The following is a 19,061-nucleotide window of genomic DNA, read 5'->3' as shown; positions in this document are numbered from 1 at the left end:
AGAGATTCGGAATCACAATATGAAAAGAGACCCACTCCCCAATCCTGCCGCCATGCGCCTGCCCGACCAACCCATCTGCCACGACGTCCTGACCGAGAAGTACTTCAAGCCGGGCGAGACCTCGCTGGAGCAGTTGTACGGGCGCGTGGCGCGGGCACTGGCCTCGGTGGAGAAGCCCGAACTGCGGACCGAGTGGGAGCAGAAGTTTCTGAGCAACCTGTGGGCTGGCGCCATCGGTGCCGGCCGCATCATGAGCGCCGCCGGCACGGACATCCAGGCCACGCTGATCAACTGCTTCGTGCAGCCGGTCGGCGACGCCATCCAGGGCCGCGACGAGGACGGCTACCCCGGCATCTACGAAGCCCTGCGCGAGGCTGCCGAGACCATGCGGCGCGGCGGCGGCGTCGGCTACGACTTCTCGCGCATCCGCCCCAAGGGCGCCTACGTCAAGGGCACGCACAGCATGGCCAGCGGGCCGTGCAGCTACATGAACGTGTTCGACCAGTCGTGCTCGACGGTCGAGAGCGCCGGCTCGCGCCGCGGTGCGCAGATGGGTGTGCTGCGCATCGACCACCCCGACGTGCTGGAGTTCATCACCGCCAAGCGCACGCCCGGCCGCTGGAACAACTTCAACGTCTCGGTCGGTGTCAGCGACGCCTTCATGCAGGCGGTGGCGGCAGGCACCGACTGGGAACTGGTGCACAAGGCCAAGCCCGGCCAGAAGGTGCTCGACGAGGGTGGCTACCAGCGCGCCGACGGCCTGTGGGTGTACCGCAGGCTGCCCGCGCGCGAGCTGTGGGACACCATCATGAAGTCGACCTACGACTTCGCCGAGCCGGGCATCCTGTTCCTGGACCAGATCGGCCGCGACAACAATCTGAACTACTGCGAGCGGATCGAGGCGACCAACCCGTGCGGCGAGCAGCCGCTGCCGCCCTACGGCTGCTGCGACCTGGGCCCCATCATCCTGACCAAGTTCGTGCGCCATCCGTTCGGCGTCGGCGGCGAACCGGTGTTCGACTTCGAGGCCTTCGAGGAGGTCGTGGCGACCCAGGTGCGTGCGCTCGACAACGTGCTGGACGTCACCTTCTGGCCGCTCGAGCAGCAGCGCGCGGAGAGTGCGGAAAAGCGCCGCATCGGCGTCGGCTTCACTGGCCTGGGGAACGCGCTGACCATGCTCAGGCTGCGCTACGACCGTGACGACGGCCGCGTCATGGCGACTGAAATCGCGCGCCGCATGCGCGATGCCGCCTACCGGGCCTCGGTCGGCTTGGCGAAGGAGAAGGGCGCCTTCCCCAAGTTCAAGGCCGACGGCTACCTGGCCAAGGGCACCTTCGCCAGCCGCCTGCCGGATGACATCCAGGCGGCGATTCGCGAGCACGGCATCCGCAACAGCCACCTGCTGTCGATCGCGCCCACCGGCACTGTCAGCCTAGCGTTTGCCGACAACGCGTCGAACGGCATCGAGCCGGCCTTCAGCTGGGGCTACACGCGCAACAAGCGCGAGGCCGACGGCAGCACCAGCAGCTACCTGGTCGAAGACCATGCCTTCCGCGTCTACCGCTCGCTGGTCGATGAAACGGTGACGCCAGACAAGCCCGAGGCGCTGCCCGGCTACTTCGTCAATGCGCTGCAGATGAGCGCGCAGGAGCACGTGGCGATGATGGAGGCGGTGCAGCCTTACGTCGACACCTCGATCAGCAAGACCGTCAACATCCCGGAAGACTATCCCTACGATGATTTCAAGGACCTGTACCGGCAGGCCTGGCAAGCCGGCCTGAAGGGCCTGGCCACCTACCGCCCCAACAGCATCCTGGGCGCCGTGCTCGAGACCACGCCGGCCAAGAAGGAAGAAGCGCCGCAGCCGCCCGCTGGCGCGCCGGCGATGCCGTCGACGGTGTACGACCCGATGCGCTCGGTGATCGAGAAGCGTCCCTCCGGCGGCCTGCCCGCGGTGACGGAGAAGATCGAGTACTGGACCCACGAGGGCCAGCAGCGCCTGTACCTGATTGTCTCCTTCCTGCCGGTGCCCACGGCCGACGGCAAGGGCACGGTGGAGCGCGCGATCGAGTTCTTCATGCCGGTCGGCCAGAGCGGCGAGTCGCAGCAGTGGATCACCGCCACCATGCGCATGCTCAGCCTGGCCGCGCGCGGCGGCTTCCTGGACCGCGCGCTGTCCGACATGCGCAAGGTCAGCTGGGACCGCGGCCCGGTGCGCCTGGGCACCTACGAGAAGGCCGACGGCACCCACGTGCCGCGCTGGCACGACAGCGAGGTGGCGGCGATCGGCTATGCGGTCGAGAACCTGATTGCCCAGCGCGCGCTGGCGGCGCAGGGCTCGCTGTTCGATGCCGACGAACTGCCGACGGTCGAGCCCCGTGTCGAGCCGGCCGCCATGCTCACCGGCGCCGTCATGGCCGGCAAGAAGTGCCCCGAATGCGGCGCGCACGCCATGATCCGCAAGGACGGTTGCGACTACTGCACGCAGTGCGGCTTCGTGGGTGCCTGCGGGTGATGTCCCATGGCCGTGCCAACGTACGATCGGTTCATTGAGCCGATTCTTCGTTTTCTGGCGGCGCGTCCTGCCGGCGCGCTGGCGCGCGATGTTCACGAAGCGGCCGCTGAAGCGCTCAGCATTTCCGACGCCGATCGTCAACTCATGCTGCCCAGCGGTGCTCAACTGGTCTACAAGAACAGGGCCGGATGGGCACACGATCGACTCAAGCGTGCCGGCTTGTCGTGCAGCCCGCGGCATGGATACTGGCAGCTGACATCGGACGGTGTGGCATTCGCCGCGCAGCATCAGGAAGCGCTTACCCCGGAGCAAGTGGAGCGCCTGGCCCGGGTCTATCCCGATGCGCGTCTGTGCACGGGGAGCGATCGGGAAGAGCAAGATGCGCTCGCGAGCCAGCTTGAATCCGCGCCGGACGCGCTCGCAAGTCCGGATGATCGTTTGAGCGAGGCGCTGCTCGAGTTGCGGCGATCGGTCACCGAAGAGTTGCTGGAAACCTTGAGTGGCGTAGCGCCTACCTTCTTTGAATCCATCGTGCTCGATGTCCTGCATCGGATGGGCTATGGCGCCCACCGTGCGGATCTGCAGCGTATCGGCGGCACGGGCGATGGTGGCGTCGACGGCGTGATTTCGCTCGACCGGCTCGGCCTGGAAAAGGTCTATGTCCAGGCCAAGCGATGGCAGGGTGCGGTAGGCCGACCCGAGGTTCAGGCGTTTTACGGTGCGCTGGCGGGTCAGCGCGCCAGAAAGGGCGTGTTCATCACCACATCCACCTATACGACTCAAGCGCTGGAATTCGCGCGCTCCGTTGAAGGCATCGTTCTCGTGGACGGCGCCCGACTTGCCAGCCTGATGATCGATCACGAGGTTGGCGTGACGTTGCGCACGGTCCGCGTGCCTCGGCTCGATAGCGATTACTTTGATGCAGGTGGCTGATGTGTGCGCACTGAAGCGGGCCGCAGGTTCTTGTGGTGCCCACGCGGATTCCACGGATCAACCGCATTGCGCAGCGGTTATGTCTGCACGAAGCCACCGAATCGAGTACCGCAAGGGCCAACCCAACGTGACCCGATACCAGGCTGTGCAGGGGATATATTGACCCCGATCATGGTCAGAACTTCAGCCAGCGGCGTACAAGTCGAGCATGTCGGATAGCACCCCTCATCCAGCGCCGAGCGCTGCCGCCACCCGAACAGCGCCGCCAACCGCATCGGCGCCCGTGAGCGCGGCGTGGCGGCCGGCCATGCTGCTGGTGGCGCCGCACCGGCTGGCCTTTTCGCTCGCCATGCTGATCCTCGTTGCGGCCAGCGGCTGGTGGCTGCTGGTGCAGGTTGATCGCGTGCATGGCTGGTTCGGCCTGGGCTACGCGGTATCACCGACGCTGACGCACGCGGCGGCGATGGTGTTCGGTTTTATGCCATTGTTCTTCGTCGGCTTTCTGTTTACCGCCGGGCCGAACTGGCTGCGCGTCGAGCACCCGACAACGCGGCAAGTGCTGTGGCCGCTGGTCCTGCAGGCCGCCGGCTGGCTGCTGTGGCTGGCAGGCGCCCACCTGCACGCGGGGCTGGCGCTGGCGGGGTTGGTGCTGGCCTGCGCCGGGCTGGCCTGGGTGGTCGGCCTGTTCTGGCGCCTGATCCTGGCCAGCCGGGCGCCGGACCGGATGCACGCCAGGACGGCGGGCGTCGGCGGCATCGTCGGCATGCTGTGCCTGGCCGGCACCGGTATCGCCTTCAGCGCCGGGCAGGACGCGCTGGCGCTGCTGCTGGTGCGCAGTGCCCTGTGGGGCTTCATCGTCGTCACCTATGTCAGCGTGGCGCATCGGATGATCCCGTTTTTCACCGCCAACGTGCTGCCCGCGATCCAGCTCTGGCGGCCATACTGGCTGCTGTGGCTGATGCTGGGCACGGCGGCGTTCGAGGTGCTGGCGCTGTGGGTGGATTTCGCGCGGCCCGACGATGGCAGCGGCACGGCCTGGACCCTGCTGGTGATCGCGGTCGAGCTGGCGGCCGGCGCCGTGCTGCTGTGGCTGGCGCTGGCCTGGGGCCTGGTGCAAAGCATGAAGATCCGCCTGCTGGCGATGCTGCACGTGGGCTTTGCATGGCTCGGCCTGGCGCTGCTGTACAGCGCGGCGTCGCAGGCGTTGTGGCTGGCCACTGGCCGCGCCGTGCTGGGCCTGGGTGCGCTGCATGCGCTGGCCATGGGTTTTCTCGGCTCGGTCATGCTGGCCATGGTCACGCGCGTGTCCTGCGGTCACAGCGGGCGCGCGCTGGTGGCCGATGGCGCCGTGTGGGCGCTGTTCTGGCTGCTGCAGCTCACGGTGGGAGTACGGCTGATCGCCGCGGTGCTGGGCGCGTCGCCCTGGCTGACCGGCCTGGCGGCGCTGCTGTGGGCGGCGGTGGTGACCGTATGGGCGCTGCGCTACGCTAGCTGGTATGGAAAACCACGCATCGACGGCAAGCCGGGCTGACGGCGCCCGCACCCTCAGCCAGCCGCGCCCGCCCGAAGTGGTGGAGCTGGCGCAGGCGCTGATCCACACGCGCCAGACCATCCTGCCGCGGCGCTTGGGGGATCCCGGCCCGGATGCGACGCAGATCCAGTTGATCCTGGGTGCCGCCGCCAGCGCGCCCGACCACCACGAACTGCTGCCCTGGCGCTTCGTCATCGTGCCGGCCGAGGCACGCGGGCGGCTGGCCGACGCCTTCGCCGCCGCGCTGGTACAGCGTGACGCCGGCGCGACGCCGACGCAGACCGAGCAGGCGCGCGAGAAGGCCTTCCGCGCACCGCTGCTGCTGCTGGCGGTGGTGCGGCTGCGTGATGGCGATGCCGAGATCGAGCCGCCCGAGCGCATCGTCTCGGCCGGCTGCGCGCTGCAGAACATGCTGCTGATGGCGCATGCACTCGGTTTCGGCGCCGCGCTGACCAGCGGCAAGGCGCTGGCATCGAACGCGCTGCGCCGCCTGTTCGCTCTGGGTGACGACGAGCAGGCGCTGTGCTTTCTCAGCGTCGGGAGCGTGATCAAGGGCCGGCCGCCGCGCGTGCGGCCGCAGCCAAGGCAGTATGTGACGACGCTGCCAGTCGCCTGATGTGCGCTCGCGCTGTGCGCTGGGCTAACCGGTAGGACGTGATGATTTTGGGGTGAGGCCCGGGCTGCACCCAGGCACTACGGTCATCCTCAGACTATCGTCAGCCGATCAATCCGAAAGCGCGCCGGTGCGTCTTCCGCCTGTGGCACCAGCTGCCAGCGGTAGCGGTGGAATTCCGCGACCGAGGGTCGGTGGGCGATCGACACCAGGGCGCCGCCGCGGCGCTCGGTCAGCGCGCGCAGGCGTTGGTACAGGCTGTGCTCGGCGCTCAGGTCAAGCGCGGCGGTGGCTTCGTCGGCCAGCACCCACGCGGGTTGCTTCAGCAGCACGCGGGCGATTGCCAGGCGTTGCTGCTCGCCGCCAGAGAGCTTCTGCGTCCAGTTGTCGCGCTCGTTCAGCCGCTCGGCCAGCCTGGGCAGCAGTGCGTCGTGCAGCGCCTGCCGCAGTTGCTCGTCGGTGTACGCATCGGCGTCGTCCGGGTAGGCCAGCGCGTCGCGCAGCGCACCGTCGGGGAAATAGGGGCGCTGCGGGATCACCATCATGCCGTCGGGCAGCTTCACGCGCCCGCGTGCCCAGGGCCAGATGCCCGTCAACGCGCGCAGCAGGGTGGACTTGCCGCTGCCCGAGGGGCCCTGGATCAGCGTGTGCTCGCCGGGCGCGGCGTGCAGCGAGGCGTCCTGCAGCAGCGTGACGCCGGTCGGCAGCTGCAGGCTGAGACCGTCGGCCTCGATGGTGGTGGCATCCGGTGTCGCCGGCACGCGCTCGATCCGTGACGGCGTGGCGTCCAGTAGTGCCAGCCCGGCCTCGAAGCTGGTCAGGCGCTCGGTGGTGGCACGCCACGCCGCCAGGTTGTCGTAGTTGTTGACGAACCAGGACAGCGAATTCTGCACATAGCCGAAAGCGCCGCTGATCTGCATCACCTCGCCCAGCTTGATGGCGCCGCTGAACAGGCGCGGAGCCGCCAGCATGAACGGAAACAGCACCGCGGTCTGGCCGAACAGCTCGGTGAAGCCGAGCAGCTTGGTGCGTTTCCTGATCAGCGCCAGGTAGTTGGCCAGCACCGATGAGAAGCGCCCATCCAGGTTGCGGCGCTCGGTGCCGCCGGCCTGGTCGAGCGCGATGGCCTCGCTGTACTCGCGCACCCGCACCAGGTGGTGGCGGAAGTCGCCTTCGCGCCGCTGCTGCTCGAAGTTCAGGCCGATCAGTGGCCGGCCGATGTAGTGCGTGAACACGCTGCCGACCAGGCAGTACAGCAGCACGGCCCAGACCATGAAGCCGGGGATGGCGATCTCGCTGCTGCCGAGGCTGAACGAGAAATCGCCCGACAGCTTCCACAGGATGGTGACGAAGCTGAGCAGCGTGACCACGGCGTTCAGCAGGCCCATCGACAGATCGACGCTGCGCATGGTGAAGATGTGCACGTCCTCCTCCAGCCGCTGGTCGGGGTTGTCGGGCACGCGCTGGCCCTGTTCGGGCAGCCCGGTCGGCGTGGTCTCCTCCTGCGCGGCGCCGGCGTAGCGGCCGAGTTCCATGCGGTAGAAGGCGTTGCCGGACAGCCAGCGACCCATCAGCTCGCGCGTCATCCAGGCGCGCCAGCGCAGCTGCAGCAGTTCGGTGAGGTAGAACCGGTAGATCGCCACCAGGATGAACACGGTCGCGATCAGGGTGAAGAAGACTGCTTCGCGCCAGAACGTGGCCTGGTCGAGGTTCTGCATGGCATCGAAGAAGCGGCGCTGCCAGTCGTTGACCAGCACCATCACGTAGACCATGCCGAGGTTGAGCGCAATGATCGCGGCCAGCAGGCCGCGTGCCTTCCAGCGTTCGTCGGAGCCGCGGAAGTAGGGCGATGCCAAGTGCCAGACCTGGTGCAGGAATTGATGCAGGCGGGCGAGTTTGTCGGACCAGGTCATCCAGGGGCTCCATTTCAGCGGAGCGTGGATGCTAGCGGTTTTGGGTGGGGTGACCGACGTCAGGCCTGTCGGCGGCCAAAGACGAGACTCAGCGTGCTTGCGTGCGCTCGGTGGACGCGGCCGCCCTGCTGATCGCAGTCCCTGGCGTCGCAGCAGCCTGTGCGGCCTCCTGTTGGCGCCGCCGCTGGCGTTCGGCGCGGCGGCGCTCGGCGACGGTGCGGATTTCCTGCTGCGTCAGGTAGCCGTCGCCATCCAGATCGGTGTCACGGAAGTATTCGGCCAGCGTCGGGCTGAGGCGGAATGCTACCCTGGCTTCCTGGCGCGAGATGCGGCCGTCCTTGTTGGCGTCCAGCATGGCAAACCACTTGAGCGCCTGCTGCTCGCCCTTGCTGACCCGCTTTGCGGCGGGCTGTTCCGCCGCGGTAGCGGCGTCCACCGGCTGCGCCAGCACGGGCGCGGCGGCCAGTGGCAGGGCGACGAGGATGGGCAGGAGATAGCGACGCAGCGTCATGCCTGCTTGGAGCTGCGTCGGCGGCGCGGGGTTTCAGCGGAATCGGGTGAATTTGTAACACCGGCCGCGACATGGCCTGCAGGCACGTGGCGGGCAGCGTGTTCGATGTGGCCGGTCTGATCGTCGAAGAAGAAGTCAGGTTCGAACTCGCGCAGGAACTCGCCCTTGGGCAGGCCGCCGAGGAACATGGCCTCGTCGACGCCGACGCCCCAGCTCATCAGCGTCTGGATGGCGCGCTCGTGCGCCGGCGCGCTGCGCGCCGTGACCAGCGCGGTGCGCAGGCGCATCGGCGTGTCGCCGGCCTGCTGCAGGCGGTGCAGCGCGTCCAGCAGCGGTTTGAACGGTCCGGCCGGCAGCGGCAGCAGGGCCTTGCGCTTCTCGTGCTTCTGGAACGCCTCCAGGCCGCGGGCCTGGAACACGCGTTCGGCCTCGTCGGCGAACAGCACGGCATCGCCGTCGAAGGCGATTCGCACCTCGTCAGGGTGGTTGTGGCCAGCCTGCTGCGCACCGATCGCCACGCGTGCGGCCGGAAAACCCAGGCCCAGCGCCTCGCGCACATCGGCCTCGTTGGCCGACAGGAACAGGTGCGCGCCCAGCGGCCTCAGATACCGGAACGGATCGCGCCCCTGCGTGAACACGCCGCGCTCGACCGCCATCCCGGCCGCCGCCACGCTGCGGAACACCCGCATGCCACTGACCGGGTCGTTGCGCGACAGCACCACCACTTCGACGCGGTGATGGCCCGGCTGGTTGAAGGCCAGCAGCTTCTTGACCAGCGAGAACGCCACGCCCGGCTGCGCCGGCATGTCGAGCCGGTCGAGCTGCAACTGCATATAGGCCTGCGCGTTGCCGGATTCGAACAGGCGGTTTTCCTCCTCGAAGTCGAACAGCGCGCGCGAGGAGATGGCGACGACGAGCTGGTCTTGCAGGGAGGCGGCCATGGCCTATTTCACCCATTGGTTGAGCTGGATGATCGGCAGCATCACCGCCAGCACGATCAGCATCACGACCAGACCCATGGCGACGATCAGCAGCGGTTCCAGCACGGTGGCCAGCTGCAGGGCGCGGCGCTGCACCTCGGCGCCGAGCTGGCCCGCAGCGCGCTGCAGCATCAGCGGCAGCTGGCCGGTCTGCTCGCCCAGGCGCGCGAACATGGCCAGCAGGCCGGGGAAGCGTTTCTTCTGCGCCAGTGCGCTGGCCAGCGGCGCGCCCTCGCGCACCATCACCAGCGCGTCCTCGGCATCGGCGCGCATGGCGGTGTTGTTCAGGGTTTCGGCGGCGGCCTGCAGCGCCCGCAGGATCGGCACGCCGGCACCGGCCAGCATGGCCAAGGTGCTGCCGAAGCGCGCCGCGTTGTAACCGCGCGCCAGCCGGCCGACCAGCGGCAGCCGGAGCCACAGGGCGTCGAAGCGCTGGCGCAGCACCGGATTGCGCAGCGCCAGCCGGCCGCCGATGGCGAGCAGCGCCAGCGCACCCAGCAGCCACCAGCCCCAGGCGCGCACGAAGTCGCTCAGGCCCAGCATCGCCACCGTGAGCCAGGGCAGCGAGCGCTTGCTGCCGGCGAACACGTTGGCCACCTGCGGCACCACGTAGCTGACCAGGAACACCACGATGACGATCGACAGCAGGGTCACAATGGCGGGGTACAGCGCCGCGCCAATGAGCTTGGCCTTGAGCGCCTGGCGCTCCTCCAGGTCATCGGCCAGGCGCTCCAGCACCAGGCCCAGGTTGCCGCCTTGCTCGCCGGCGGCGATGACGGCGGTGTAGACGCCGGAGAATTCGCGCGGCTGCTGCGTCATCGCCTTGGCCAGTGGCGAGCCGGCATTGACTTCGGCGCGCAGGCCGGCGATCAGGTTGCGCTGGCGCTCGTCCTCGGCCTCGTCGGCCAGCGCGGTGAGCGCGCGCTCCAGCGGCAGGCCGGAAGTGATGAGGCCGGCGAGCTGGCGCGTCCAGATCGCCAGCTGGGTGCCGTTGAACACACGCCCGCCGGCGATCGGCCGCGTCAGCAGCGAGCCGGCCGTGCCGCCGGTGACCGGGTCGACCGACAGCGGCACCAGCGCCTGCCCGCGCAGCAGTGCGCGTGCGGCCTTGGCGGAGTCGGCCTCGATCACGCCCTTGCGGCTCTTGCCGTCGGCTTGCAGGGCTTCGAAGGTGTAGGCGGGCACGGGTGCGGCGGGTGGTCGGGGCGGCGGGCTGGTCTGCCAATGGTAGCGGCTGGGTCTGCCGCGCGGCCCGGTGGCGGCGCGTGGCGGGTTCGTTCACACCTTCTCAGGCCGGCGTGAACGCCAGCCGCACGTAGATCGGTGCGTAGGCCTCGGCCTGGGTGACCTCGACCAGGTTTTCCTTCGCCAGCTCGAGCAGTGCGATCAGCGTCACCACCAGCACCGGCACGCCCTTGGTGGCGTCGAACAGGTCCTCGAAGGGTGCGAAGCGACGACCCTGGAGTTTCTTGAGGACGATCGACATGTGCTCGCGCACGCTGAGTTGCTCGCGCGTGATCCGGTGGTGCTGCACCAGCCTGGCGCGCTTGAGGATGTCGGCCCAGGCCGATTGCAGGTCGATCAGCTCGACGTCGGGAAAGCGCGGCTGCAATGCCTGCTCGACGTAGACCTGCGCCTTCAGGAAGTCGCGCCCGAACAGCGGCACCTCGGCCAGCTGGGTGGCGGCCAGCTTGATCTGCTCGTATTCGAGCAGGCGGCGCACCAGTTCGGCGCGTGGATCCTCTGGCTCGGCGCCTTCGGCGGTCTTGCGCGGCGGCAGCAGCATGCGCGACTTGATCTCGATCAGCATCGCCGCCATCAGCAGGTATTCGGCGGCCAGCTCCAGGTTGCGGCCGCGGATCTCGTCGACGTAGCTCAGGTACTGGCGCGTCACCGCCGCCATCGGGATGTCGAGGATGTTGAAGTTCTGCTTGCGGATCAGGTACAGCAGCAGATCCAGCGGCCCCTCGAAGGCCTCCAGGAACACCTCCAGCGCATCGGGCGGGATGTACAGGTCCTGCGGCAGCGCGAACAGCGGCTCGCCGTACAGGCGCGCCACCGCGATGTGGTCGACCACATCGGGCAGCGGCACCTGCACTGGCGCGCTGCCCAGCAACTGATCGGGATCAGCCAACACCACGGGCGCTGGTGGCTGCGGCGGTCGGGTGCGCCGTCACTCAGGCCGGCGTCTGCGTCGGATTCGGGCTGGCTTCGGGGGTGCTGGCGGACTCGTGCGGGGCCAGGTCCCACTCGTAGTAGACGTAGCCCGGCTGTGCCACCCGGCCGGCGCGAAACTCTGCTTGCAGCTCGCGGTCGATGCGCTTGTCCCACAGCAGCGAGCGGCCCTCGCGCTGCTTGCGGTCGAGATCGGGCTTGGCGTTCTTCAGGTCGCTGATGAACTGCGTGGCCTCGGAGCGGTAGTGCGGGCGTTGGAACAGGCGGGCGAGCGACATAATGCTTTCAGTATCCCTTGTCGGATTGTTCTGACGGCGAATTGCTGCCTCGCCGCGTTACATGAGGGTTTTCATCCATTTTACCGAGCATGCCACCTATGACGCTCCGCTTTGACCGATTCCGCACCTGGGGCCTGGCCGGCCTGCTGGGCGCCACGCTCATGCTGGCCGCCTGTGACCCGCAGGCCATCAAGGAACTCGAGGAAGGTGTTTCCACCGAGGCCGACGTGGTGCAGCGTTTCGGCCAGCCCGAGCGCGTGTGGTCCGAAGCCGGCGGCGCCAAGACCTTCGAGTACAACCGCCAGCCCGAGGGCATGCGCAACTACATGATCACCATCGGCCCGGACGGCAAGATGAGCGCGCTGCGCCAGGTGCTGACGCCCGAGAATTTCCGCCGCGTGCAGCCCGGCATGGGCGTCGAGGACGTGCGCCGCATGCTCGGCAAGCCGGCAAGGCAGGTGCCCTACCAGCTCAAGAACGAGGTCGTGTGGACCTGGAAATTCCTCGAACCGCCGAGCGAGACCAAGGCCTTCAACGTCATCTTCAGCACCGATTATCGGGTGCTGCGCACCGAGGTCGGTCCCGATCCGGACGGGCCTGACATGCGCGGCGGTGGTTGATCGCGGCAGCCGTGGCGCCGGCCGCCTTTCAGGCGCTGCCGTGGTCTGGCGCGGTATCTTCAGGTGAGCTGGCCGCGCCAGCCAGATCGGCCAGCGCGGCATCGATGGCGGCTGCGACATCCGGCTGCACGTCAGCGGCCGAGTGCTGGGTGAACAGGGCCAGCAGGCCGGTTCTGCTGGCGATGTCGAGCGGCTGGTTCATCAGGCCCGAGACGATCAGCCGCACACCCTGCTTGCGGCAGGTCCTGACCAGGTTCTCCAGCGCTTCGGCGCCGGTCGAATCGAGGTAGATCACGTTCTTCAGGTCCAGCACCAGGACCTGGGACGGCAGGTCGTCCTCGAGTTCTTCCACCAGGCGGGTGGCGCCGAAGAACAGCGCGCCATACAGGCGCCAGGCCTGCATCTGGCCCTCGTGGCCGGCCAGCGCCGAGTGCTTGCTGGCGGTCAGGCGCTCGCTGCGCGTGAGGTTGGAGATGCGGTAGATGAAGGTCACGCAGGCGGCGAGGATGCCGAATTCCACCGCCACCGTCAGATCGAAGATCACCGTCAGCAGGAACACGCCCACCAGGGTCACGCGATACGGCATGCGGTAGTTCTTCAGGTGGGTGAACTCGTGCCACTCGCCCATGTTCCAGGCTACGTACATGAGGATCGCCGCCAGCGTCGCCAGCGGGATCGAACTGGCCAGCGGCGCCGCGACCAGGATCACCACCAGCAGCGCCAGTGCATGCACCATGCCGGCCACCGGCGTGCGGGCGCCGCTCTTGACGTTGGTCATGGTGCGCGCGATGGTGCCGGTGGCCGGCATGCCGCCGAACAGCGGCGTGACGAAGTTGGCCACGCCCTGCGCCATCAGTTCCTGGTTGGGATCGTGGCGGTCGCCGATCACGCCGTCGGCCACGCGCGCGCACAGCAGCGACTCGATCGCGCCCAGCAGCGCCAGCGTGATGGTCGGCATCAGCAGGAAGCGCGCCGACTCCCAGCTGAAGCCGGGCAGCCTGAATTCGGGCAGCGCCGCCGGGATGCCGCCGAAGCGGCTGCCGATGGTCTCGACCGGCAGCGCGAACAGGCCGACCGCCGCGGTCGCCAGCACCAGCGCCACGATCGAGCCCGGCACCGTGCTGAGCTTGCCCGAGAACTGCACCTTGGGCCCCAGCGCCGGCATCCAGCGCTGCCAGCCGATGACGATCAGCAGCGACACCGCGGCGACGCCCAGCGCCCAGGGGTTGACGGTGTCCCAGTGGGTCCACAGCGCGCCCAGGATGCCGAAGAAGTCGCTCGGCATCTTCTCGATCCGCAGGCCGAAGAAGTCCTTGACCTGCGACAGCGCGATCAGTACCGCGATGCCATTGGTGAAGCCGATGATGACCGCGATCGGGATGAAGCGCACCAGGGTGCCGAGCTTGAACAGGCCCATCAGGAACAGCATCACGCCCGACAGCGCGGTGGCGATGATCAGGTTGCCGACGCCGTAGCGCTCGACGATGCCGTAGACGATGACGATGAAGGCGCCCGCCGGGCCGCCGATCTGCACCCGGCTGCCACCGAGCAGCGCGATCAGGAAGCCGGCGATGATGGTGGTGAAGATGCCGGCCTCGGGTTTCAGGCCTGAGGCGATGGCGAATGCCATCGCCAGCGGCAGCGCCACCACCGCCACCGTCAGCCCGGCGCCGAAGTCGCGGCCGAAATCGGCCCGGCCGTAGCCGTGCATGGCGTCGAACAGGCGGGGACGGAAGCGGGCGATGGGCATGGACTTGGTGGGCTAGACCCAGGGGCTGATGACCGGCACGGTGCGGCGGCCGTGGCGGCGGTAGATCTGGAAGTCGCGGTCGAGCGTGAACACCTTGCAGGGTTCGTGCAGCTCGCTCTGGCGCAGCAGGCAGGCTTCGGCCAGCGATGCGGGCAGCTTGTCCTGGCGCTCGAACAGGGCGCGCACCGAGGCGATCTGCGCGGCCAGTGCGAAATCGATGCGCACCACGCCGCGCTCGATCATCTTCAGCGGTGCGGCCGGATCGAAGCCGTGCCGCGCCAGCAGGAAGCAGGTTTCGGCCACCACCGCCTCGCAGCTGAGTACCGGCTGCTCAAGCGCGGCCCACTGCGCGCGGCTCCACTCGTGGTGGGCGTCGTCGCGGCACAGCAGTGCCACCCAGGGACCCGTGTCGAGCAGCACCTGCATGGATCGGTTTCAGTGTTGCCCGAGTTCGGCCAGATGCGCCGGGTTCGACGACAGATCGGCCGGTCCGCCGCTAAAGCAGCCGACCAGGTCGGGGATGGCGTCGAGCAGGCTGGCGCCGTCCGTGTCCGCCTCGTGCGCCTGCACGTAGGCTTGCAGCGCCCGCCGCACCAGTTCCGAGCGCGACTGGTGGGTTCGCGCCGCCAGCGCATCCATGGCCTGCACCAGTTCGGCCGGGATCTTGACCGTGAGCGTGATCATGTCGGGATAATACCGACTGTCATGCTGTAATACAAGTGCCGGATGCGCCCGCGTCCGGGAAGTCGCCGATGGTCGCTGGCAGGCGCCGGCCACATGCGCCCGAGCCCGCTGGCGGGGCACAGCAAGGTCGTGCAATTTCCAGCCCGGATAATCACGGCGTCCGAAGCCAGGGCATTGACCGAGAAAAAAGGAGTTGTCTGCATGCCGCTTGTCGTGTTCAACCAGAAGGGTGGGGTCGGCAAGTCCACCATCGCCTGCAACCTGGCCGCCATCAGCGCCAGCCAGGGGCTGCGCACCCTGCTGATCGACCTGGACCAGCAGGGCAATTCGACCCAGTACCTGCTTGGCGGACCGGCCGATGAGGATCAGCCGACCGTGGCCACGCTGTTCGATCAGTCGTTGAGCTACAGCTTCCGCCCGGTGCCGCCGACCGACTTCGTGCTCGCCACGCCGTTCGAGAACCTCGAGTTGATGGCCGCCAGCGCGCGGCTCGACGAGCTGCAGGGCAAGCTCGAATCGCGCCACAAGATCTACAAGCTGCGCGAGGCGCTGCAGCAGCTCAAGCAGGGCTACGAGCGCATCTACATCGACACGCCGCCGGCGCTGAACTTCTACACGCGCTCGGCGCTGATGGGTGCGCGCGGCTGCCTGATTCCGTTCGACTGCGACGATTTCTCGCGCCAGGCGCTGTACACGCTGCTGGACAACGTGCAGGAGATCCGCGCCGACCACAACCCCGAGCTGGCGGTCGAGGGCATCGTGGTGAACCAGTTCCAGTCGCGCGCCAAGCTGCCGCAGCGGCTGGTGCAGGAGCTGATCGACGAAGGCCTGCCGGTGCTGCAGCCCTACCTGCCGTCCTCCGTCAAGGTGCGCGAGTCGCACGAGCAGTCGCGCCCCATGATCCACTTGGAGCCGGGCCACAAGCTGACCCAGGCACTGGTGGCGCTGCACGACGGGGTATGGGCGGCGCGGGCTTGAACACCGAACAGCTGGACGCAGAAGACGCGAAAACTACGCAAAGGACGCAAGAGATTCAAAGAAAACCTTTGGTGGTTCTCTTCTTGCGACTTCTGGGAAACCTTTGCGTCGTCTGAGTCCGGCTGTTGAATAGGACGGTTCCAGCTCGGCGGCTCAGCGCACCCGCATGCCTCGCTGCGCGCCGGGCGTGGGCTCCAGCACGAAGATGCCCGGGTGCGCCTTCTCGTCGCCATGGCTGGCGGCCAGCACCATGCCTTCGCTGACGCCGAACTTCATCTTGCGCGGCGCCAGGTTGGCGACCAACACCGTCAGCTTGCCCTTGAGCTGCTCGGGCTGGTAGGCACTGGCGATGCCGCTGAAGACGTTGCGCAGCCTGGGCTGGCCGTCGTCGCCCAGCTCGCCGGCGTCCAGCGTCAGGCGCAGCAGCTTGGTCGAGCCCTCGACCGCCTGGCAGTCGACGATGTACGCGATGCGCAGGTCGACCTTCGCGAAGTCGTCGATGCCGATGGTCGGCGCCAGCGACTCGCCGCCGGGCGCGGGTGCGGCGGCGGGCACCGCAGTATCGGCGGGCGTGGCGGCTGCGGCCTGCGGCGGCGGCTCGAACAGCGCCTCCAGCTGCTTCATGTCGACGCGCTGCATCAGGTGCTTGTACTCGCCGATCTGCGCACCGGCGCCGAGGGGCTTCAGCACGTCGTCGAAGCCCTCGGGCGGCATCATGGTGAACAGCGCCACTTCGGATGCCAGCTTCGGCAGGATCGGCTTCAGGTAGATGGTCAGGATGCGGAAGGCCTCGATGCAGGTGCTGCAGACATCGTGCAGGCGCTGCGTCAGCTCGGGTTTCCTGGCCAGCTCCCAGGGCTTGTTCTGGTCCACGTACTCGTTGACGCGGTCGGCCAGCAGCATGGTCTCGCGCACCACCTTGCCGTAGTCGCGCTGCTCGTACAGCGCGGTGATCTCGGGCAGCGCGTCGCGCAGCCGCGTCAGCAGCTGCTCGCCGTCGGCCGACACCTCGCCCAGGCGGCCGTCGAAGCGCTTGCTGATGAAGCCGGCCGCGCGCGAGGCGATGTTGACGTACTTGCCGACCAGGTCGGCGTTGACCCGCAGCATGAAGTCCTCGGCGTTGAAGTCGATGTCCTCGTTGCGGCCCGACAGCTTGGCGGCCAGGTAGTAGCGCAGCCATTCCGGGTTCATGCCGAGCTTGAGGTACTTCAGCGGATCCAGCCCCGTGCCGCGGCTCTTGCTCATCTTCTCACCGTTGTTGACGGTGAGAAAGCCATGCACGAACACGTTGTCGGGCACCTTGCGGCCGCTGAACTTGAGCATCGCCGGCCAGAACAGGGTGTGGAAGGTGATGATGTCCTTGCCGATGAAGTGGAACTGCTCCAATGCGGGCTGCGCCATGTAGGCCTCGTAGCTTTCGCCGCGCTTTTCCAGCAGGTTCTTCAGGCTGGCCAGGTAGCCGATCGGCGCGTCGAGCCAGACGTAGAAGTACTTGCCCGGCGCGTCGGGGATCTCGATGCCGAAGTAGGGCGCGTCGCGCGAGATGTCCCAGTCGCCCATCTTGGGCTTGCCGTCCTCGCCCGGCGCGATCCATTCGCGCACCTTGTTGGCGACGTCGGGCTGCAGGCGGCCGTCCTGGGTCCACTGGCTCAGGAACTCGACGCAGCGCGGATCCGACAGCCGGAAGAAGAAGTGTTCGCTGCTCTTGAGTTCGGGCCGCGCGCCGGACAGCGCCGAATACGGCTCGATCAGCTCGGTTGGCGCATACACCGCGCCGCAGACCTCGCAGTTGTCGCCGTACTGATCCTTGGCGTGGCAGTTGGGACACTCGCCCTTGATGAAGCGATCGGGCAGGAACATGCCCTTCTCGGGGTCGAAGAACTGCTCGATGACGCGCGACTCGATCAGGCCCCCTGCCTTCAGGTCGCGGTAGATCGCCTGCGAGATGGCGGTGTTCTCGGGGCTGTGCGTCGAGTGCCAGTTGTCGAAGCTGATCAGGAAACCGTCGAGGTACTGCTGGCGTCCGGCGGCGATGTCGGCGACGAAAGCTTCGGGCGTCTTGCCGGCCTTTTCGGCCGCGATCATGATCGGCGCGCCGTGCGCGTCGTCGGCGCCGACGAAGTTCACCGCATGGCCCTGCATGCGCTGGTAGCGCACCCAGATGTCGGCCTGGATGTATTCCATGATGTGGCCGATGTGGAAGGTGCCGTTGGCGTACGGCAGGGCGGTGGTGACGAAGATCTGGCGGGGTGCGGACATGCGCGGCTCTCACGACGGGGAACCCGTCATTTTAGGTAGCGCGCCAGCGCGACTCAGTGGGCGGCGGGCCTGTCCAACCAGCCGAAGAAGCGGCAGATGGTTTCGCGCTGCGCCAGCGCGTCGTTCCAGCCGAGGCGGATCAGTTCGCGGGTGAAGCCGGGCTCGAACAGCAGGTAGCTGGCGAATGCGGCAGATCGCGGGCCGAGCCCGTTGCCGCGCACGCCCAGCATGCCGAGCAGGGCGCGCATCGAACTTGGCAGGTCCTGCACGTGGCGCGCCGCGATTTCGTCCAGGCGCAGCGAGGGCGTGATGCTCAGCAGCTCGATCGAGCGCAGCGGGGAGCCGGAGCGGCGCTCGGGCGGAATCAGTGCCAGCGTATGGTTGACGCGCTCCAGGCGTTCGACATCGGCCGACAGCGTGTCGAGGAAGATGCTCGACAGCGCGTGGCCGGCCACCTCGGCCAGGCTCGGGTAGCCGGTCGATGCCGAAAGATCGGCAGGATCCGGACGATGGTGTGCGCGGCCGACGCCGACCACCAGCACGCGCTCGGCGCCAAGGTGGATCGCCGGCGACAGCGGTGCGGTCTGCCGCATCGCGCCATCGCCGTAATAGGCGGGCATGCCGTCCTGCGTAATCGCCGCCGCCGGAAACACGAACGGGATGGCGGACGAGGCCATCAGGTGGTCGACGGCGATGGGCGTGCGTACGGCGCGCCGCCGCTGCATGTCCGACCAGTCGTGCATCTCGCCGACGGCTTCGTAGAAGGTGACGTGCTCGCCGTTGGCGTAGCAGGACGCCGTCACCCCCAGGCCGCGCAGGTGGCCATCGGCCAGCATCCGGGGCAGGCGCCGCAAGGGGATCTGGGCCTGCAGCATGTCGCGCAGCGGCTGGTTGTCGAGCAGGGATCGCGGTTGCGCCCGCCGCCAGCGCGCCAGTGCCCAGCCCAGCGAGATCAGGCGCAGCCACTGGGTGCCGGCGCGCGCCGCCTGCAGCGCGCCGGCATGGTAGATCTGCTCGGAGCGCAGCGTGCGCCAGACCCGCGCCAGTTGCGCCACCGCGTGGCCAAAGCGGTCGGCGCCGGCGGCCAGCGCGGCGGCGTTGATGGCGCCGGCCGAGGTGCCGATGATGATGTCGAAGGGTGATCCACGCTGGCCCGGCTGGCGGTGCCGCCGCAGCGCCACCAGCGCCTGCAGCACGCCGACCTGATAGGCGGCGCGTGCGCCGCCGCCGCCCAGTAGCAGTGCGGTGCCGGGGCGGGCTGCTGGCGCAGGCGCTGCAATCATCGTTCGCGGTACGGTCTTGATGGCACCATTCGGCGTTC

At 68.1% G+C, this 19,061-nt stretch carries 17 protein-coding genes; 6 read left to right on the top strand and 11 right to left on the bottom strand.

Translation table 11 applies throughout. From position 1 onward, the window contains the following. Window positions 1-19 precede the first annotated feature (19 nt). The 4 genes from PK606_RS08105 (at window position 20) to PK606_RS08090 (ending at window position 5,595) form a co-directional block, all read left to right on the top strand. A complete protein-coding gene (locus PK606_RS08105) occupies window positions 20-2,515 on the top strand; it encodes an adenosylcobalamin-dependent ribonucleoside-diphosphate reductase (RefSeq protein WP_502920805.1) in 2,496 nt (831 codons plus the stop codon). Between the two features lie 6 nt (window positions 2,516-2,521). Further along, window positions 2,522-3,448 carry a restriction endonuclease gene (locus tag PK606_RS08100; protein ID WP_324562589.1) on the top strand — a complete coding sequence of 309 codons (927 nt, stop codon included), beginning with the start codon at window positions 2,522-2,524 and terminating at the stop codon, window positions 3,446-3,448. Between the two features lie 283 nt (window positions 3,449-3,731). Continuing rightward, window positions 3,732-4,979 carry an NnrS family protein gene (locus PK606_RS08095; RefSeq protein ID WP_324562587.1) on the top strand — a complete coding sequence of 416 codons (1,248 nt, stop codon included), beginning with the start codon at window positions 3,732-3,734 and terminating at the stop codon, window positions 4,977-4,979. Continuing rightward, window positions 4,945-5,595 (top strand): nitroreductase family protein, encoded by a 651-nt coding sequence (locus PK606_RS08090; protein ID WP_324562584.1) that lies wholly within the window; start codon window positions 4,945-4,947, stop codon window positions 5,593-5,595. Before PK606_RS08095 ends, PK606_RS08090 begins: the two co-directional genes overlap by 35 nt. An 89-nt stretch (window positions 5,596-5,684) precedes the next feature. On the opposite strand, the gene PK606_RS08085 is transcribed toward PK606_RS08090, so the two are convergent. The 6 genes from PK606_RS08085 to PK606_RS08060 form a co-directional block, all read right to left on the bottom strand. After that, window positions 5,685-7,505 carry an ABC transporter ATP-binding protein/permease gene (locus PK606_RS08085; protein ID WP_324562582.1) on the bottom strand — a complete coding sequence of 607 codons (1,821 nt, stop codon included), beginning with the start codon at window positions 7,503-7,505 and terminating at the stop codon, window positions 5,685-5,687. 88 nt (window positions 7,506-7,593) lie between these two features. Beyond that, window positions 7,594-8,016, bottom strand: coding sequence for an EF-hand domain-containing protein (locus PK606_RS08080; RefSeq protein ID WP_324562579.1), 423 nt, complete (start codon window positions 8,014-8,016; stop codon window positions 7,594-7,596). Beyond that, the gene (locus PK606_RS08075) at window positions 8,013-8,957 is read right to left on the bottom strand and encodes a 5'-nucleotidase (protein WP_324562577.1); all 945 of its coding nucleotides are present in this window, start codon (window positions 8,955-8,957) and stop codon (window positions 8,013-8,015) included. The genes PK606_RS08080 and PK606_RS08075 overlap by 4 nt, the downstream gene beginning before the upstream one ends. Window positions 8,958-8,960: 3 nt before the next feature. Next, complete coding sequence (gene gspF / locus PK606_RS08070) at window positions 8,961-10,181, bottom strand: type II secretion system inner membrane protein GspF (RefSeq protein WP_324562575.1); 1,221 nt, start codon at window positions 10,179-10,181, stop codon at window positions 8,961-8,963. Window positions 10,182-10,284: 103 nt separating this feature from the next. Then, window positions 10,285-11,133: a segregation and condensation protein A gene (locus tag PK606_RS08065; protein ID WP_324562572.1), complete on the bottom strand. Its 849-nt coding sequence runs from the start codon at window positions 11,131-11,133 to the stop codon at window positions 10,285-10,287. 40 nt (window positions 11,134-11,173) lie between these two features. After that, on the bottom strand, window positions 11,174-11,449 hold the full coding sequence (locus tag PK606_RS08060; protein WP_324562569.1) for a DUF3460 family protein: 276 nt from the start codon (window positions 11,447-11,449) through the stop codon (window positions 11,174-11,176). Between the two features lie 98 nt (window positions 11,450-11,547). Here PK606_RS08060 and PK606_RS08055 point away from each other — a divergent pair, with 98 nt between their 5' ends. Continuing rightward, on the top strand, window positions 11,548-12,069 hold the full coding sequence (locus tag PK606_RS08055) for an outer membrane protein assembly factor BamE (RefSeq protein ID WP_502920804.1): 522 nt from the start codon (window positions 11,548-11,550) through the stop codon (window positions 12,067-12,069). 28 nt (window positions 12,070-12,097) lie between these two features. Here the strand turns inward: PK606_RS08055 and PK606_RS08050 are convergent, their stop codons facing one another. Genes PK606_RS08050 through PK606_RS08040 form a run of 3 tightly spaced genes read right to left on the bottom strand, consistent with a single transcriptional unit; the run spans window position 12,098 to window position 14,503 of the window. Beyond that, window positions 12,098-13,819, bottom strand: coding sequence for a SulP family inorganic anion transporter (locus PK606_RS08050; RefSeq protein WP_324562567.1), 1,722 nt, complete (start codon window positions 13,817-13,819; stop codon window positions 12,098-12,100). Between the two features lie 12 nt (window positions 13,820-13,831). Then, window positions 13,832-14,245: a type II toxin-antitoxin system VapC family toxin gene (locus PK606_RS08045; protein WP_324562564.1), complete on the bottom strand. Its 414-nt coding sequence runs from the start codon at window positions 14,243-14,245 to the stop codon at window positions 13,832-13,834. Window positions 14,246-14,254: 9 nt separating this feature from the next. Then, a complete protein-coding gene (locus PK606_RS08040; protein WP_324562561.1) occupies window positions 14,255-14,503 on the bottom strand; it encodes a ribbon-helix-helix domain-containing protein in 249 nt (82 codons plus the stop codon). Window positions 14,504-14,704: 201 nt separating this feature from the next. Here PK606_RS08040 and PK606_RS08035 point away from each other — a divergent pair, with 201 nt between their 5' ends. Then, window positions 14,705-15,481 carry a ParA family protein gene (locus tag PK606_RS08035; RefSeq protein WP_324562559.1) on the top strand — a complete coding sequence of 259 codons (777 nt, stop codon included), beginning with the start codon at window positions 14,705-14,707 and terminating at the stop codon, window positions 15,479-15,481. A 153-nt stretch (window positions 15,482-15,634) separates the two neighbouring features. Here PK606_RS08035 and metG read toward each other — a convergent pair whose 3' ends face one another. Both metG and PK606_RS08025 read right to left on the bottom strand, forming a co-directional pair. Next, window positions 15,635-17,740, bottom strand: coding sequence for a methionine--tRNA ligase (gene metG / locus PK606_RS08030; RefSeq protein WP_324562557.1), 2,106 nt, complete (start codon window positions 17,738-17,740; stop codon window positions 15,635-15,637). Window positions 17,741-17,793: 53 nt separating this feature from the next. Then, on the bottom strand, window positions 17,794-19,023 hold the full coding sequence (locus PK606_RS08025) for a patatin-like phospholipase family protein (RefSeq protein ID WP_324562555.1): 1,230 nt from the start codon (window positions 19,021-19,023) through the stop codon (window positions 17,794-17,796). Window positions 19,024-19,061: the final 38 nt, after the last annotated feature.

This window comes from Ottowia sp. (genome assembly GCF_035444425.1).
Classification (GTDB): Bacteria; Pseudomonadota; Gammaproteobacteria; order Burkholderiales; family Burkholderiaceae_C; genus Ottowia.
Note: the sequence above shows the minus strand (reverse complement) of the source record. Positions and strands in the feature narration are given on the sequence as shown.

Bases quoted from the DNA above. Each gene is read 5' to 3' on its own strand.
- PK606_RS08045 (WP_324562564.1), bottom strand. From the start codon at position 14,245: ATGCAGGTGCTGCTCGACACGGGTCCCTGGGTGGCACTGCTGTGCCGC.
- PK606_RS08040 (WP_324562561.1), bottom strand. From the start codon at position 14,503: ATGATCACGCTCACGGTCAAGATCCCGGCCGAACTGGTGCAGGCCATG.
- metG (WP_324562557.1), bottom strand. From the start codon at position 17,740: ATGTCCGCACCCCGCCAGATCTTCGTCACCACCGCCCTGCCGTACGCC.
- PK606_RS08075 (WP_324562577.1), bottom strand. From the start codon at position 8,957: ATGGCCGCCTCCCTGCAAGACCAGCTCGTCGTCGCCATCTCCTCGCGC.
- PK606_RS08105 (WP_502920805.1), top strand. From the start codon at position 20: ATGAAAAGAGACCCACTCCCCAATCCTGCCGCCATGCGCCTGCCCGAC.
- PK606_RS08035 (WP_324562559.1), top strand. From the start codon at position 14,705: ATGCCGCTTGTCGTGTTCAACCAGAAGGGTGGGGTCGGCAAGTCCACC.
- PK606_RS08100 (WP_324562589.1), top strand. From the start codon at position 2,522: ATGGCCGTGCCAACGTACGATCGGTTCATTGAGCCGATTCTTCGTTTT.
- PK606_RS08085 (WP_324562582.1), bottom strand. From the start codon at position 7,505: ATGACCTGGTCCGACAAACTCGCCCGCCTGCATCAATTCCTGCACCAG.
- PK606_RS08090 (WP_324562584.1), top strand. From the start codon at position 4,945: ATGGAAAACCACGCATCGACGGCAAGCCGGGCTGACGGCGCCCGCACC.
- PK606_RS08055 (WP_502920804.1), top strand. From the start codon at position 11,548: ATGACGCTCCGCTTTGACCGATTCCGCACCTGGGGCCTGGCCGGCCTG.
- PK606_RS08025 (WP_324562555.1), bottom strand. From the start codon at position 19,023: ATGATTGCAGCGCCTGCGCCAGCAGCCCGCCCCGGCACCGCACTGCTA.
- PK606_RS08080 (WP_324562579.1), bottom strand. From the start codon at position 8,016: ATGACGCTGCGTCGCTATCTCCTGCCCATCCTCGTCGCCCTGCCACTG.
- PK606_RS08050 (WP_324562567.1), bottom strand. From the start codon at position 13,819: ATGCCCATCGCCCGCTTCCGTCCCCGCCTGTTCGACGCCATGCACGGC.
- PK606_RS08060 (WP_324562569.1), bottom strand. From the start codon at position 11,449: ATGTCGCTCGCCCGCCTGTTCCAACGCCCGCACTACCGCTCCGAGGCC.